Raw genomic sequence first — 14,849 nt, forward strand, 5'->3', positions numbered from 1 at the left:
GGCGTCGATAGGACAGAGGTGCGCACGTCGCGCACCACCCCGATCACGAGGAATCCGATGCCTTCGCACGCCTTCCGCAGCACCGTCCGGCGCGCCTTCGCGCTGGGTGTCGTCACCACCGTCGCCTGCACACTCACCGTCACCGCCGCCACGACAGCGACAGCCGCCGTCGTGCCCGACCCGATCACCCGCTCCGCTCAGGACGCCGCCCTCACGCTGACGCCCGTCGGCTCGTACGAGACCGGCGTCTTCGACGCGTCGGCAGCAGAGATCGTCGCCGCTTACAAGGACCGCCTGTTCGTCGTCAACGCCCAGGCAGGCGTCATCGACGTGCTCGACGCGTCCGACCCCACCGCGCCCACGAAGCTCTTCTCGCTCTCCTCCGACGGCGTCGCGAACTCGGTCGCGATCCGCGAGGACGGCCTCGGCATCGCCGCCATCGAGGCCTCCGACAAGACCGCCCCCGGTCACCTCGTGTTCTTCGACGCGGATGCCGTATCCCCCGCGGCCGCAACCCTCGGCTCCGTGCAGGTCGGCTCCCTGCCCGACATGGTCACCGTCTCCTCCGACGGCGCGTACGCGGTCGTCGCGAACGAGGGCGAGCCCGCCGACGACTTCAGCTCGGACCCCGAGGGATCGATCGGCGTCGTCGCGCTACCGACCTCGAAGACCGCCCCGTCGCAGAGCGCCGTCCGCATCGCGGACTTTCACGCCTACGAGGCCGACGGCGCCCTCGACCCCGACGTCCGGGTCTTCGGTCCGACCCCGCACGGCGACGACCACCCGGTCAGCCGCAACCTCGAACCCGAGTACATCACCGTCGTCGACGGCGTCGCGTACGCGACCCTGCAGGAGGCGAACGCGATCGCGGCGGTCGACCTCGCCTCGGCGACCGTCACCGACGTCCACGCTCTCGGCTTCAAGGACCACGGCCTCGCGAAGAACGCGCTCGACCCGAGCGACCGCGACGACAAGGTCGCCCTCCGCACCTACGACGGCCTCAAGGGCATGTACCAGCCCGACGCCATCGACTCCTACACCGCCGGCGGCACCACCTATCTCGTGACCGCGAACGAGGGCGACGCCCGCGAGTGGGGTGAGTACGCCGAAGCCGTCCGGGCCAAGGACCTCGGCTCCAAGGACCTCGCCCCCGTCTGCGCCGACAGCCCGGTCGCCGGCAAGCTCGGCAACGCCGACCTCGGCCGCCTGAACGTCACGATCGAGAACGGTCTCGACGCCGACCGCGGCTGCTACGAGGAGCTCTACTCCTTCGGTGGCCGCTCGTTCGCGATCTGGACGACCGACGGTGAGCTCGTCTGGGACTCCGGGTCGAGCTTCGAGGAGGTCACCGCGGCCGCTGCGCCCGAGTTCTTCAACTCCAACCACTCCGAGTCGAACCTCGAGGGCCGCAGCGACGACAAGGGGCCTGAGCCCGAGAGCGTCACGATCGGCGAGCTGAGCGGGCGCACCTACGCGTTCGTCGGCTTCGAGCGCGTCGGCGGGATCGCGGCGTACGACATCAGCGACCCGGCATCCCCCACGTTCGTCACCTACGTCAACAACCGCGACTTCTCGCAGTCCGTCGACGGCGGCGGCGACCTCGCCACGGCCGGCGACCTGGGGCCCGAGGGCGTCGCCTTCATCCCCGCCGACCAGTCGCCCAGCGGCATCCCGATGCTGGCAGTCGGGAACGAGGTCTCGGGGACGACCACCCTGTTCGCCATCGAGGACGCCCTCGACCCGATCGACATCGACATCCTGACGATCAACGACTTCCACGGACGCATCGAGGCGGGCACAGGCAGCTCCGCGAACCTGGTCGGCGCCGCCGTCCTCGCCGGTGCCGTGGACGCCGCCGAGGCGAAGAACCCCAACACGCTGTTCGTCTCGTCCGGCGACAACATCGGCGCGTCGACGTTCACGTCCTTCATCCAGGACGACGAGCCGACCATCGACTCACTGGTCGCGGCCGGGCTCGACGTCTCGGCGGTCGGAAACCACGAGTTCGACCGCGGCTTCGCCGACCTCACCGACCGCGTCATCCCGTCCTACGGGAGCGAGGACTTCGCCCTCGGCGCGAACGTCTACGAGAAGGGCACGACCACCCCCGCCCTGCGCGAGTACACCGTGAAGACGGTCGACGGTGTGCGCGTCGCGTTCATCGGCACCGTCACCACCGACACCGCGACCATGGTGAGCCCCGACGGCATCGCCGGCATCACCTTCGGCGACCAGCTGACCGCCGCGAACCGCGTCGCGAAGAAAATCACCGACGGCGACCTCGCCGACGTCACGGTGCTGCTCACCCACTCGGGTACGGCGACCTCGAACGATTGCGGCGTCGTGGCATCCGACCCGTCCGACTTCGGGAAGCTCGTCCGCGGCGCGTCCGCAGACATCGACGCGATCGTCTCGGCGCACACGCACCAGACCTACGCCTGCGAGGTCGCGGCGCCGGGCGGCGAGACCCGTCCGGTCATCCAGGCCGCCGAGTACGGCACCGCGATGGGCCGTCTGTCGCTCGAGGTCGACCGTTCGACCAAGGAGCTGCTGTCGATCGCGGGCACGACCGAGAAGCTCCTCGAGGGCGGCTACGCTCCGGATGCCGCCGTCGCGAAGATCGTGGCCGACGCCACCGCGTACGCCGAGGTCGAGGGGTCGAAGGAGGTCGGTCGCATCAGCGGCGACATCCTGCGCGGCGGTGTGAAGGGTTCGGACCGCGGCGTCGAGTCGACGCTCGGCAACACCGTCGCCGACGTCTACCTGTGGGCCACCTCGAACGAGGCCTACAGCGGGACACCGGCGCAGATCGCGCTCATGAACCCGGGCGGCCTGCGCGCGGATCTCCTGAAGGGCGAGGACGGCGTCGTCAGCTACCGCGAGGTCGCCGACGTGCAGCCGTTCGCGAACACCCTGGTCACCGTTCCCCTGACCGGCGCGCAGATCAAGGCGATCCTGGAACAGCAGTGGAAGGCGACGGGCGAGCGCCCGAAGCTGCACCTGGGTGTCTCGGAGGGCTTCTCGTATGAGTACACCGAAGCGACGCCCCTTCCGGGAGAGAGCGTCGGACGCTCCGGCACGGTCACGTCGATAACGTTCCAGGGTGAGGAGATCGCCGCGGACGACGTCTTCACCGTCGTCACCAACTCGTTCCTGGCCGCCGGCGGCGACGGGTTCGCGGCCTTCGCCGAGGGCACCGTCCGCACCGACACCGGCCAGGCCGACCTCGCCGCCACGGTGGACTACTTCGCCACCCGCGACGTCGTCGACCCGGCACCCCTCGGCCGTGCCGTCGAGGTCACCGAGCCGACCGAGCCCGGCGAGCCGACCGAGCCCGGCGAGCCGACCGAGCCCGGCGAGCCGACCGAGCCCGGCCACACCGAAGCCTGGGCGTCCGTCACCCTCAGCACGACGCGGGTCGAGCAGGGCGGGTCGTTCCGCGTGACGGTGACGGGCCTGACCGCCGGGCAGCAGATCAGCGCGACGCTGTTCAGCGAGCCGATGGTCATCACGGGCATCCCGGCAGCGGACGCCGACGGTCGCCTCTCCTTCACCGTCGCCGTGCCGGGCGACCTCGAGACCGGCGCCCACACCCTGGTCCTGAGCACCGACGGCGAAGAGGACATCCGCGTCCCGATCACCGTCGTACTGGCGGGGAGCCTCGCGAACGCCGGCGGCGACCCCGCTCCGCTCATCGCGCTCGTCGGCGGCGCGGGCGCGCTGCTGGTGCTCGGCGCGGTGCTGATGCGTCGACGTCGCCAGCAGGCCTGACCGGCTGACGCAGCGATGGCCCCTCACCTCCGGGTGGGGGGCCGTCGCCGTCGAGCGGATGCCGCGGTCAGGCGTCCCAGCGTCGCAGCAGCGCGGCGAGCGCCTGGCCTCCGCCGATGCACATCGTGACGATCGCGAACTCTCCGCCGGTGCGCTGCAGCGTCAGCGCTGCGCGGACGGTGAGGATCGTGCCGGTGGCGCCGACCGGATGACCGAGCGCGATCGCCCCGCCGTAGGGGTTCGTCCGCTCCGGGTCGAGTCCCGTGTCGCGCATGACGGCGATCACCTGCGACGCGAACGCCTCGTTGAGTTCGACCGTCGACACGTCGGCGGGGGTCAACCCCGTCTGCGCGAAGAGCTTGCGCAGCGCGATCGTCGGCGCGTACCCCATGATGGCGGGGTCCAGGGCCGCGGTGGTGACCGCCTCGATCGTCGCCAGCGCGGGCAGCCCTTCGGCGCGTACATCGGACTCCCGCATCAGCACGGTCGCCGCGGCACCGTCGTTGATGCCCGAGGCGTTGCCCGCCGTGACGGTGCCATCGGGGGTGAAGGCGGGCCGCAGCCGACCGAGCGCCTCCAGCGTCGTGTCGGGGCGCGGGTGCTCATCGAGGGACACCTCGACGGGCCGCCGATCGGTGGTCGTCGTGACGGCGATCTCCTCCGCGAACGCGGCGCGGGCGGCATCCGTCGACGCTCGTCGCTGCGACTCGAGGGCGTACGCGTCCTGCTCGGCGCGCGTCACCCCGAACCGCTCCGCGACGGTCTCGGCGGTCGTCCCCATGTGCCGCCCGCTGAACGGGTCGGTCAGCATCGCGAGCGTGCCGTCGAGGAGCTGCCGGTGCCCGAGCGTCGCGCCGGAGCGCGCGTCCATGTCGTAGAACGGCATGCGCGTCATGTTCTCGGCGCCGCCGGCCACGGCCACGTCGATGCCACCCCAGCGCAGTTCCTGCGCGGCCGACCAGATAGATTGCAGCCCCGATCCGCACAGCCGGTTCACCGTGAAGGCGGGGGTGTCGTCCGCGAGACCCGCCGCGAGCGCGATACGCCGCGCGATGTAGGCGTCGCCGGCGACCTGGCCGATCGTCCCGATGACGACCTCGCCGACGCGCGCGGCGTCGACCGTCGACCGTTCGAGCGCCGCCGATACCGCCTGCGCGCCGAGCTCGTGCGCGGGCGTGCCGCGGAACACACCGTCGAACCGGCCGACCGGCGTGCGCGCACCGGCGACGATGGCGATGCGCTCGGCGGAGGTCATCCCGCGGCTTCCTCGGGCCGTTCGAGGGCCTCGACCTCGGCGGCATCCGGGACGTACCCCTCGATGTGCCGTTCGTCCTCGCCGCCGTACACCGAGAGGGGGCGGATGAGGGCGTTGGATGCCTGCTGCTCCATGATGTGCGCCGTCCAGCCGGTGATGCGGGCGGCGATGAACAGCGGCGTGAACGTCAGCGTGTCGAAGCCCATCAGGCTGTACGCCGGTCCCGACGGGTAGTCGAGGTTCGGGTAGATGCCCTTGCGCGAGACGAACTCGGACTCGAGCGTCTCGTACAGCTCGGCGACGTCGGGCCGGTCGTAGTGCGCGACGAGCGTGTCGAGCGCCGCCTTCATCGTCGGCACGCGCGAGTCGCCGCGCTTGTAGACCCGGTGCCCGAAGCCCATGATCTTGCGCTTCGCGGCGAGGGCCTCGTCGAGCCACGGGCCGACGGCGTCGGACGAGCCGATCTCGTCGAAGATGTGCATGACCGCCTCGTTCGCGCCGCCGTGGAGCGGCCCCTTGAGCGCGCCGATCGCGCCGACGACCGACGAGAACAGGTCGCTCAGCGTCGAGGCGATCACCCGCGCGGTGAAGGTCGACGCGTTGAACGAGTGCTCGGCGTACAGGACCATCGAGCGGTTGAACGCGTCGACGACGGCCTCGTCGGGCTCCTCCCCGAACGTCATCCAGAGGAAGTTCGCGGCGTAGCCGAGATCCTCCCGCGGCTCGACGATCTCCTCGCCCCGGCGACGGCGCTGGCCGTACGCGACGACAGCGGGAAGGATCGCGAAGAGGCGGATGCTGCGGTCCAGGTTCTCCGCCGGCGTCCCCGCGGCGTCCAGCACGTTCGCGATGCCCGCCGTCTCGAACGCGCCGAGCAGGCTGACGACCGTCCGCGCCTCGTCCATCGGGTGCGCCGAGGTCGGCATCGCGTCGATGAAGGAGCGGATGTCGGCGGGCAGCGCGCGGTTCGCCCGCTCGACCGCCTGCAGCTCGGCGAGCTGGTCGCCCGTGGGCAGCTCACCGTGCCACAGCAGGTAGGCGACCGCCTCGAACGGCTGCGTCGCCGCGAGCTCTTGCACGGGATACCCGCGGTAGAGCAGCGAGTTCGTCTCGGGGTTGACCTTGCTGATCGCCGTCGTATCGGCGTAGACGCCGGCGAGGCCCTTCTTGATGTCGGGGTCGCTCATGTTCGCTCCTGTTCGTCGACCGTCAGCGGTCGATGCGGAAGGTGAAGACGTTCGTGTCGAAGTGGTTGTACGACTCGTAGTCGATGAGGTCGTACAGGTCGGCGCGGTGCTGCATCTCGCCGAGGCGGGACGTGAGGTGCCCCTCGTCGATCAGCGTATCGAGCGCACGCTCGGCGGCGCCCATCGCGATGCGCAGGAGCGACACCGGCCAGATGACGATGTTCACCCCGACGTCCCGCAGCTGGTCGACCGAGAAGAGGTCGCTCTTCCCGAACTCCGTCATGTTCGCGAGGATCGGGACGTCGACGGCCGCGCGCACCGCGGCGAACTCCTCGAGGGTGCGCATCGCCTCGGGGAAGATCGCATCGGCCCCGGCATCCACCAACTTGCGGGCGCGGTCGGTCGCGGCATCCAATCCGTCGACGGCCCGGATGTCGGTCCGCGCCATCACGAGGAAGTTCGGGTCGCGACGCGCGTCGACGGCGGCGCGGATCCGCTTGAGTGCCGTGTCCTCGTCGACGACCGCCTTGCCGTCGAGGTGGCCGCAGCGCTTCGGGTTCACCTGGTCCTCGATGTGGGCGCCTGCGATGCCGGCGTCCTCGAGGGTCTGAATCGTCCGCGCCACGTTCATGGGCTCGCCGAAGCCCGTGTCTGCGTCGATGATCGCGGGGAGCTCCGTCGTGCGCGCGATCTGCTGGCCGCGGGCGGCGACCTCGGTCAGCGTCGTCAGCCCGATGTCGGGGAGCCCGAGGTCGGCGGACAGGACGGCGCCCGAGATGTAGACGCCCTCAAAGCCCTTGCGCTCGACGAGCCGGGCCGACAGCGGGTTGAATGCGCCGGGGAAGCGCAGCAGCTCACCCGTCGCGAGCCGCTCGCGGAACAGACGGCGCTTCTCGTGCGCCGGGGTCTGCGCGTACAGCATCAGCGTGCCTGCCTTCCGCCTACGGGGCGTTCCGTATTCAGTCCCGACGTATCGTCGCCGTCGACACGCGCCCCTGAACCGCGCGGTTCGAGACACCCGCCAGGCCGGACGCCCGAGCGCAGAGACTGAATACCGAACGCCCGACCCATCAGCCCGGTCATCAGAACAGCCCCTTCGGGGCCGGCGCCGCATCGAGCACGCCCGGCGCCGCGACGATGTCCAGCTGGCGAACCTCGCCGGCCGTCAGCTCGGGCAGGCGCTGGACGAGCTCGAGGAAGCGCTCGATCTCGGCGGGCTCGAGCACGGGCTCGGCGAGCAGGCGGAACTTCCGGATGTAGTCCGCCCGCGCGAACGGACGGGCGCCCAACGGGTGCGCGTCGGCGACCGCGATCTCGTCGACGACGGTCGAGCCGTCGGTCAGCGTGATCTCCACGCGACCGCCGAACGCCTTCTCGTCAGGGTCCTCGGAGTGGTAGCGGCGGGTCCACTCGGCATCCTCGGCCGTCGTGACCTTCTGCCAGAGATCGACCGTGTCGGGGCGGCCGGCGCGCTCGGGCGTGTACGAGTCGACGTGGTGCCAGCCGCCGTCCTGCAGCGCGACCGTGAAGATGTACGGGATCGAGTGGTCGAGCGTCTCGCGGGATGCTGTCGGGTCGTACTTCTGCGGGTCGCCGGCGCCCGAGCCGATCACGTAGTGGGTGTGGTGGCTCGTGTGCAGCACGACGGAGACGATGTTCGCGGGGTCGCGCAGTTCCGGTCGCTCGGTGCCGAGCTTGCGGGCGAGGTCGATCCAGGCCTGCGCCTGATACTCGGCCGAGTGCTCCTTCGTGTACGTGTCGAGGATGCCGCGCTTCGGCTCGCCTGCTGTGGGGAGCGGCACGTCGTAGGCGGCGTCCTTGCCGTCGAGGAGCCAGGCGATGACGCCGTCCTCGCCTTCGTAGATCGGGGACGGCGAGGTCTCGCCGCGCATGGCCCGATCGACCGCTTCGACGGCCATCTTCCCGGCGAAGGCGGGGGCGTGCGCCTTCCAGGTGGAGATCTCGCCCTTCCGCGACTGGCGAGTCGCGGTGGTGGTGTGCAGCGCCTGGGCCACGGCCTGGGAGATCGTGTCGACATCGAGGCCGAGGAGAGTGCCGATGCCGGCGGCGGCCGACGGGCCGAGGTGCGCGACGTGATCGATCTTGTGCTTGTGCAGGCTGATCGCCCGGACGAGGTCGACCTGGATCTCGTACCCGGTCGCGAGTCCGCGGACGAGGGCGGCACCATCGGCACCGACGTGCTGCGCGACCGCCAGGATCGCGGGGATGTTGTCACCCGGGTGCGAGTACTCCGCCGCGAGGAACGTGTCGTGGTAGTCGAGTTCGCGGACGGCGACGCCGTTCGCCCACGCCGCCCACTCGGGGCTCGTCCGGGTCTCATTGTCGACGCCGAAGACCGTCCCGCCGTGGCCGTTCGCCGACACCGGGTGCGACAGCGCCTGCGAACGTGCCGCGCTGACGGGACGACGGGTGAGGGATGCCGCGGCCACCGCGGCGTTGTCGATGATCCGGTTGACGATCATGTCGACGACGTCGGACTCGACCGCGACCGGATCGACGGCGACCTGCGCGATCTTGGTGGCGAGCTGCTCCTCGCGGGGCAGCGGCTCGTCGCTGCGGTAGACGCGGACGTGGTGGGTGACGGTCATGTCGGTTCCTCCGGGGTATCGGATAGGGAGCCCTGGATCGACGCGAGGGCGTTGTGCAGGTGGACGTGCGTGGCGTGGGCGGCGAGGTCGACGTCGCCCGCGGCGATCGCGCTCGCGATGAGGCGGTGCTCGGCGACGGAGGCCGCGAGACGCTCGGGATTGTCGCGAGCGAGCCGGCGGACGCGTACGAGGTGCGTCCTGACGGTGCGGAGGGCCGAGGTCAGGTAGTCGTTGTCGACGGCCGCGTCGAGCTCCGCATCGAACCGCGCGATGAGCGCGTAGTACGCGTCGGCATCGGATGCCGGTCCGCCCGTCGTCTGCGTCGCCGCGAAATCCGCCGCCAGCGCACCGAAGACGGAGCGGTCGTCCGCCTGGGCCGCGAGCCGAGCGGCGGTCTCTTCGAGCGCGCGGCGCACGGCGAACAGGGCCTGGATGTCGGGTGCGTCGATCCGAGTGACGACGGTCACGCGCGCGGAGGCCTGTTCGACGAGTCCGTCGGCGGCGAGGCGGCGCAGAGCCTCGCGGAGCGGCGTCCGGCTCACGCCGAGTCGCGCTGCCTGCTCGACCTCGGCCAGCACTGCCCCCGGAGGAAGCGTCCCGTCCTGGATCTCGCGCAGCAGCGTCTCGTACGCGCGAACGCCGGCGTACCGCGCGGGAGCAACGGTCATGCCCTCAGTGTATGCACAGGGCGCCCGATCGTGGTCGAAAAAGAGAAGATGACCGGATTATGTATACACAGGAGCGGCGCCGGCATCCCACGACGCGACCGCGGTGAGGACGGCCTTCAGGCTGCGATCGGCGGCATCCGGATCCACCCTCGCCACGGCCAACGCGGCGATGACCAGGGACGCGCAGACCTCGGAGAGCGCGGCGCGCGAGCCTGCGGAGACCTCCGGCCGTGCACCGTCGACACCCGCGGCGATCGCGGCGCGGAGCTCATCGGTGTACGCCGTGACGAGCGCGCGCACGTCGGGGTCGTCGTCGACGACGGGAGCGCAGGCGGCATTGAGCAGCAGGCATCCTGCCTGCGCACGCGGGGTGCCGCCGGCAATCGCGCTCCGCATCTCGGCGATGTACCGCTCGAGCGCCTCGGGGCCGGCATCCGGCTCGTGAAGCCGACCGATGCGCGAACGCACGACCTCGTCGAGGTACCGCGCGACGACGGCCTCGAAGAGCCCCTTCTTGCTGCCGAACGCGTGGTAGATGCTCGAGCGCTTCAGCCCCGTGGCCGCCTCGAGTTCCGCGACACCGGTCTCGGCGTAGCCGCGCGCCCAGAAGACGTCGCGCGCGGCGCGGATGACGTCGTCGCGGTCGAATGCGCTGGTGCGGCCCATGGTGGATCCTCTCGGTCACTCGTAGTATATTGTACCGATCGTTACACAATGACGCCTGGAGGAAACATGCGCGCAGTCACCCACCCCGTCTTCGGCGAACCGGCCGACGTCCTGGAGACCACGGAGACCCCCGACCCGACGCCCGGCGCAGGCGAGGTCCGCGTCCGCCTCCTCGCCTCCCCCATCCACAACCACGACCTGTGGACCATCCGGGGCACCTACGGCTTCAAGCCGGAGCTCCCCGCCCGCGCCGGCACCGAGGCCGTCGGTATCATCGAGGAGCTCGGCGAGGGCGTCGAGAACCTCCAGGTCGGGCAGCGCGTCGCCACCGGTGGCACCTTCGGCGTGTGGGCCGAGCAGTTCGTCACCCGCGCCGCAGGCCTCATCCCGGTCCCCGAGGGTCTTCCCGACGAGCAGGCCGCACAGCTGGTCTCGATGCCCTTCAGCGCGATCAGTCTCATCGACTTCCTCGACCTCAAGCCCGGCGACTGGATCGTCCAGAACGCCGCCAACGGCGCCGTCGGCCGCATGGTCGCCCAGATGGGTCGCGCCCGCGGCCTGAACGTCGTCGGCCTCGTGCGCCGCAGCGCCGCCGTCGCCGAGCTCGCCGAGCAGGGCATCGACCGCATCGTCGCCGTCGACACCGACGACTGGCGCGACAAGGTCGCCGAGATCACCGGCGGCGCCTCGGTCATCGCCGGCGTCGACTCCGTCGGCGGCGAGTCGAGCGGCCACGTCCTCTCGCTCCTCGGCGAGAACGCGACTCTCGTCGTCTTCGGCGCGATGGATGCCCCGGTCATGGAGCTCGCTTCGGGCCCGGTCATCTTCCGCCACATCACGATCAAGGGCTTCTGGGGCAGCAAGGTGAGCACCGAGATGGATGCCGCCAAGCGCGGCCAGCTGTTCGGCGAACTCGCCCAGCACCTCTCGTCCGGCGTCCTGACGCTTCCCGTCTCAGCGACGTTCCCGCTCGAGCAGGCTCGCGACGCCGCCCGCGCGAGCCTGACTGCAGGCCGCGTCGGCAAGGTCCTGCTCCGCCCGTGACGCCCTACCCGCGTGCGGCCGTCGTGTCGCGCGCGGGTGCGGGAGCGGGGCCCACCCCTCCAGGTGGCAGGACACGCCGCATCGCCGCGGTCGAAACGACAAGTACTGCCACCTGAACGAGGGATGCCGCGAGGCGAGCGCGCCGCGCGCAGGTAGCGTGGACGGGTGACCGAGATCCCCCGTTATGTCGTGGCCACCGACGGCGCCTGCAAGGGCAACCCCGGACCGACGGGCTGGGCGTGGGTCGGCGAGGACGGTCACTGGGCCGCCGGCTCCCTCCCCGAGGGAACGAACAACATCGGCGAACTTCTCGGGCTGCTGAGGGCGATCGTCGACCACCCGAACGTGCGCGAACTCGTCGTGCAGGCCGACTCGAAGTACGCCATCGACACGTACGAGAAGTGGATGGACGGCCACCGCCGCCGCGGCTGGAAGACCTCCACCGGCGCGCCCGCCAAGAACCGCGACATCCTCGAGCAGCTCATCGACGCCCGCGAAGCCCGTCGCGCGTCCGGCATGCCCGACGTCGTGCTCGAGCACGTGCGCGGGCATCGCGGGCACGTGCTCAACGAGTGGGCCGACGAGCGGGCCGTGCGGGCCTCGGAGCACGCAGCATCCGGCAAAGCGTCAGCCTGGTCGTCGCTCGGCGGTACGCACGAGCTCCTCGACGTCGCGGAAGCGCCGAAGAGGAAACGCTGATTACCGCTTGCGGCTCTTCGCCATCGCGGGCGGCAGCCAGCGGTCGGGGTCGGCTTTCGAGGCGATGATCATCGCTCCCGCCGGGAGATCGGCGTCGAGGCCGGCGAGCTCCGTTCGGCGGCCCGCGAACTCCTCGAGGAGGCGGGTGCGCACCGCAACCACGATCTCGGCCTCGCGAGTATCGAGGGACGCGTCGACGTCGCGCTGCGCGTCGCGGGCGACGGCATCGACCTCGCCGATCGCCCGGAGGTACGCGCGCTCGACGCTGAGGTCGACATCCTGCGTCGCCTCGCCGCCGCGCGAGCGGATGACGACGACGACCACCGCGAGCGCCGCGGCGAGCCCGGCACACACGGCGACAGCCGTGCCGGAACCGGTCAGACCGTGCGTGAACGACAGCACCGCAGCCAGCACGAGCGCGGCGACGACGAAGAGCTGCATCCGGACGATGAAGCGGTTAACCGGCCGGAGCCGCGCCCCCGCCAACACGATCACCTGACCGAGCACGGCGACGCCGGCGAGCGCGGTCGCCCACGGCGCAAGCATCACCGGGTCGCTCCGGACACCGGATGCCGCCGCCGCAGCGAACGCGCTCGAGAGCACGGCCACGAACATGACGAACCCGAGCCAGCCGCGCTCCGGATTGCGCGCGCCGAACGTCTCGACGAGGTGCCGCTTCGCGCCCGCGACCGCCGCGGGTCCGGCCGCACCGACCGTCTCGGCGATGCGGTCGGCCAGCTCGGTGTGACCTGCGACGCGGAACACGTTCACCTCGACCATTCCGGCCGAGAACTGCGGCGCGCGCAGCGCGTTCTCCACACGTGGCCGGGCGGCCTCGGTGAGCGATGCGATGCGGGCGTCGTCCTGCTCACGTGTCGCGCGGGATCGCTCGCTCACGCCGACACGGATGCCACGGTCAGCGACGCCATTCGTCGGTCATGTCAAGCGGCAACCAGGACGACGCGAGGTGCTGCACGATCACGCCGCCGGCGGGGGTCGAGGCGGCGATCTCGCCGAACGCAGGCTCGGTGCGCCCCGCGAACAGTTCGCTCCGGATGCGCACGACCTCCGCCGCCGCGCCCGGACCGATCTCCGACAGGAGCTTCTGCTGCGCGGTTTCCGCCGCGGCGAACGCGACGGGGGCGGCATCCGCATACGCGTGCTGCAAGGCGGTGTCGATCTCGTGCGTGGCATCCGCCTGCCCGCGTCTGACCAGAGCGACCGTGACCGCGGTGCCGACCGCGACGACGGCACTGATCGTCGTGACGATCGCCGCGATGTCGAACTCCCGCGTCAGCAGCAGGCCTGCGGCGGCGACCATCAGGATCGCCGTCGGGATCTGCGCTCGGAGGAACGCGAAGTTCAATGGGCGCGCGCCCGCGACACCGAGGAGCAGGAGGTCCATCAGCGCGACCGCCGCTGCGAGCGAAGCCGAGACAGTGCCGACGTCGGCCGCTTCGACGCGGAATCCGGTGGCGAAGACCGCCGAGAGTGCCGCGCCGGCGAGGGTGCCGAAGAGCAGCCACAGGAGCCACCCCCGTCGAGGATTGCGCGGCCCGAACCGTTCGCGGAGGAGCCGCGCGGCTTCGACCCTGCCCGATTCCCCCGCGGCGAACGCGGATTGCCAGCCGCGGTCGGCGACCTCGTCACCGACCACGGTCACGAGCGCAGCGCGCTCGACCATGGCGGGGTTCACCTGTCCCGGCACGATCCGCGCCACCGCGGCGCGAGCAGCTTCGAGCTTCGCGTCGTCACGCATCTGCAGCCTCCACGACGATGTCCAGTGTGCCCAACACCTGTTCGGCGTGCAGGTGTGCAACCGCCGCGACGGTGGGGTGCAGTGGGGGGAGCAATGCGATGACGCACCGCCCTCGGCATTCCAGCACGTAGAGCGTCACACCGGTCAGCCCCGTGGAGACGACGTCCCCCTCCTGCGCCGGCGCCGCCTCGAGCGACGTGAAGCGCCACCCGCTCGCCCCGGCGAGTGCCACGTCGACCGCGGCGAGCCCCCATTCGCCGCCGATGAGGCGCTCGGCGACACGAGCGGCTTCGTCCGCGTCCTGCGCAGGCGGAACGTCGTCGAACGCGTACAGCGAGAGCGACGCGATCACTTCATACGCGGACGCAGTCAGCAGGAGGACGGTGCTCGGCGAATCCCCTGCCCGCTCGCGGAGCGCCAAGGTTGCCGCACTCACCGCAGCGGAGCGGCGATGCGGAGGGGCCTCGTCCACGATCTGCTGCACCCATGCGACGACCTCGGCTTCGCCGCGGTGATCGATCGGCGGGACGACCGACCAGACATCCGGGTTCGGGGACAGGACGAGCTCAGCCATCCCGACGCCACCTCACACTCGCGACGATGGCATCGCAGAGAGACGTCATCGCAGCGACGCCCTCGGGTGGAATGGTGGCACCCTCGGCGCCGCGCAGAATGCTCGATCGGAACACGAGCGCGCGCGTCGAACGCCCGGGCACCTGCATCAGGTAGCCATGTCCGGACACCTCGACGGTTCCGCCCTCGACGTCAACCTGCTCGTCACGGGCCCATCGCAGGATCGTCCCGCCGGGATCGAGCGGTGCCGCACCGAAGCGCTGCACGAGGCTCGCACCGAGATCGGCGGCGGTGGAGCCGACGGGAGCCGTCAGCCAGGACGCCGTCAAGGAGACGGGGAGGATGTCGCCGTCCGCGCCCGCCACGGGGGTGAACACCCGGATGACCTCGGCTCGAGCGGCTTCGGAACGAGCCGTCTGGAAGAGCTGTGCCATGGTCGCCCGCGCTGCCGCACGCGACTCATACGGCAATGCATCGATCCGCGCCCGGAGCCGCTCGTCGGCATCCGAGAACGCCGCATCGTTCGATTCCCACCCGTCCGGCAGCAGCACGGCAAAACCCGGCATCGCGTCGCTTCCGACGAGTTCAGCCCGCAACGACATCACGACGACCTCCCGA

General features: G+C 70.9%; 13 protein-coding genes. 3 read left to right on the plus strand and 10 right to left on the minus strand.

Annotation, left to right across the window (positions count from 1 at the left end):
* Nucleotides 1-57 precede the first annotated feature (57 nt).
* Nucleotides 58-3,771, plus strand: coding sequence for a choice-of-anchor I family protein (locus ABCU91_RS00825; RefSeq protein WP_413354392.1), 3,714 nt, complete (start codon nt 58-60; stop codon nt 3,769-3,771).
* Between the two features lie 67 nt (nt 3,772-3,838).
* On the opposite strand, the gene ABCU91_RS00830 is transcribed toward ABCU91_RS00825, so the two are convergent.
* The 6 genes from ABCU91_RS00830 to ABCU91_RS00855 all read right to left on the minus strand — a co-directional run bounded on the left by ABCU91_RS00830 (nt 3,839) and on the right by ABCU91_RS00855 (nt 10,156).
* A complete protein-coding gene (locus tag ABCU91_RS00830) occupies nt 3,839-5,026 on the minus strand; it encodes a thiolase family protein (RefSeq protein WP_413354394.1) in 1,188 nt (395 codons plus the stop codon).
* Nucleotides 5,023-6,213, minus strand: a complete 1,191-nt coding sequence (locus tag ABCU91_RS00835) for a bifunctional 2-methylcitrate synthase/citrate synthase (protein ID WP_413354395.1) — start codon at nt 6,211-6,213, stop codon at nt 5,023-5,025. The genes ABCU91_RS00830 and ABCU91_RS00835 overlap by 4 nt, the downstream gene beginning before the upstream one ends.
* 22 nt (nt 6,214-6,235) lie before the next feature.
* Complete coding sequence (gene prpB / locus ABCU91_RS00840) at nt 6,236-7,135, minus strand: methylisocitrate lyase (RefSeq protein WP_413354396.1); 900 nt, start codon at nt 7,133-7,135, stop codon at nt 6,236-6,238.
* 160 nt (nt 7,136-7,295) lie between these two features.
* Nucleotides 7,296-8,822: an MmgE/PrpD family protein gene (locus tag ABCU91_RS00845; protein ID WP_413354397.1), complete on the minus strand. Its 1,527-nt coding sequence runs from the start codon at nt 8,820-8,822 to the stop codon at nt 7,296-7,298.
* Nucleotides 8,819-9,490 (minus strand): GntR family transcriptional regulator, encoded by a 672-nt coding sequence (locus ABCU91_RS00850; RefSeq protein ID WP_413354398.1) that lies wholly within the window; start codon nt 9,488-9,490, stop codon nt 8,819-8,821. The genes ABCU91_RS00845 and ABCU91_RS00850 overlap by 4 nt, the downstream gene beginning before the upstream one ends.
* A gap of 57 nt (nt 9,491-9,547) precedes the next feature.
* The gene (locus tag ABCU91_RS00855) at nt 9,548-10,156 is read right to left on the minus strand and encodes a TetR/AcrR family transcriptional regulator (RefSeq protein WP_413354399.1); all 609 of its coding nucleotides are present in this window, start codon (nt 10,154-10,156) and stop codon (nt 9,548-9,550) included.
* A 66-nt stretch (nt 10,157-10,222) separates the two neighbouring features.
* On the opposite strand from ABCU91_RS00855, the gene ABCU91_RS00860 reads away from it, so the two are divergent.
* Nucleotides 10,223-11,200 carry a zinc-binding dehydrogenase gene (locus ABCU91_RS00860; protein ID WP_413354400.1) on the plus strand — a complete coding sequence of 326 codons (978 nt, stop codon included), beginning with the start codon at nt 10,223-10,225 and terminating at the stop codon, nt 11,198-11,200.
* 165 nt (nt 11,201-11,365) lie between these two features.
* Complete coding sequence (locus tag ABCU91_RS00865; RefSeq protein WP_413354401.1) at nt 11,366-11,899, plus strand: ribonuclease H family protein; 534 nt, start codon at nt 11,366-11,368, stop codon at nt 11,897-11,899.
* On the opposite strand, the gene ABCU91_RS00870 is transcribed toward ABCU91_RS00865, so the two are convergent.
* The 4 genes from ABCU91_RS00870 to ABCU91_RS00885 are packed head-to-tail and all read right to left on the minus strand — an operon-like array spanning nt 11,900 to nt 14,797.
* On the minus strand, nt 11,900-12,796 hold the full coding sequence (locus tag ABCU91_RS00870; protein WP_413354402.1) for a hypothetical protein: 897 nt from the start codon (nt 12,794-12,796) through the stop codon (nt 11,900-11,902).
* A gap of 19 nt (nt 12,797-12,815) precedes the next feature.
* Nucleotides 12,816-13,658, minus strand: a complete 843-nt coding sequence (locus ABCU91_RS00875) for a hypothetical protein (protein ID WP_413354403.1) — start codon at nt 13,656-13,658, stop codon at nt 12,816-12,818.
* Nucleotides 13,651-14,232 (minus strand): hypothetical protein, encoded by a 582-nt coding sequence (locus ABCU91_RS00880; RefSeq protein ID WP_413354404.1) that lies wholly within the window; start codon nt 14,230-14,232, stop codon nt 13,651-13,653. Before ABCU91_RS00880 ends, ABCU91_RS00875 begins: the two co-directional genes overlap by 8 nt.
* On the minus strand, nt 14,225-14,797 hold the full coding sequence (locus ABCU91_RS00885; protein ID WP_413354405.1) for a hypothetical protein: 573 nt from the start codon (nt 14,795-14,797) through the stop codon (nt 14,225-14,227). The genes ABCU91_RS00880 and ABCU91_RS00885 overlap by 8 nt, the downstream gene beginning before the upstream one ends.
* Between the last annotated feature and the right edge of the window lie 52 nt (nt 14,798-14,849).

It is taken from the genome of Microbacterium phoenicis (assembly GCF_047302325.1).
Classification (GTDB): Bacteria; Actinomycetota; Actinomycetes; order Actinomycetales; family Microbacteriaceae; genus Microbacterium.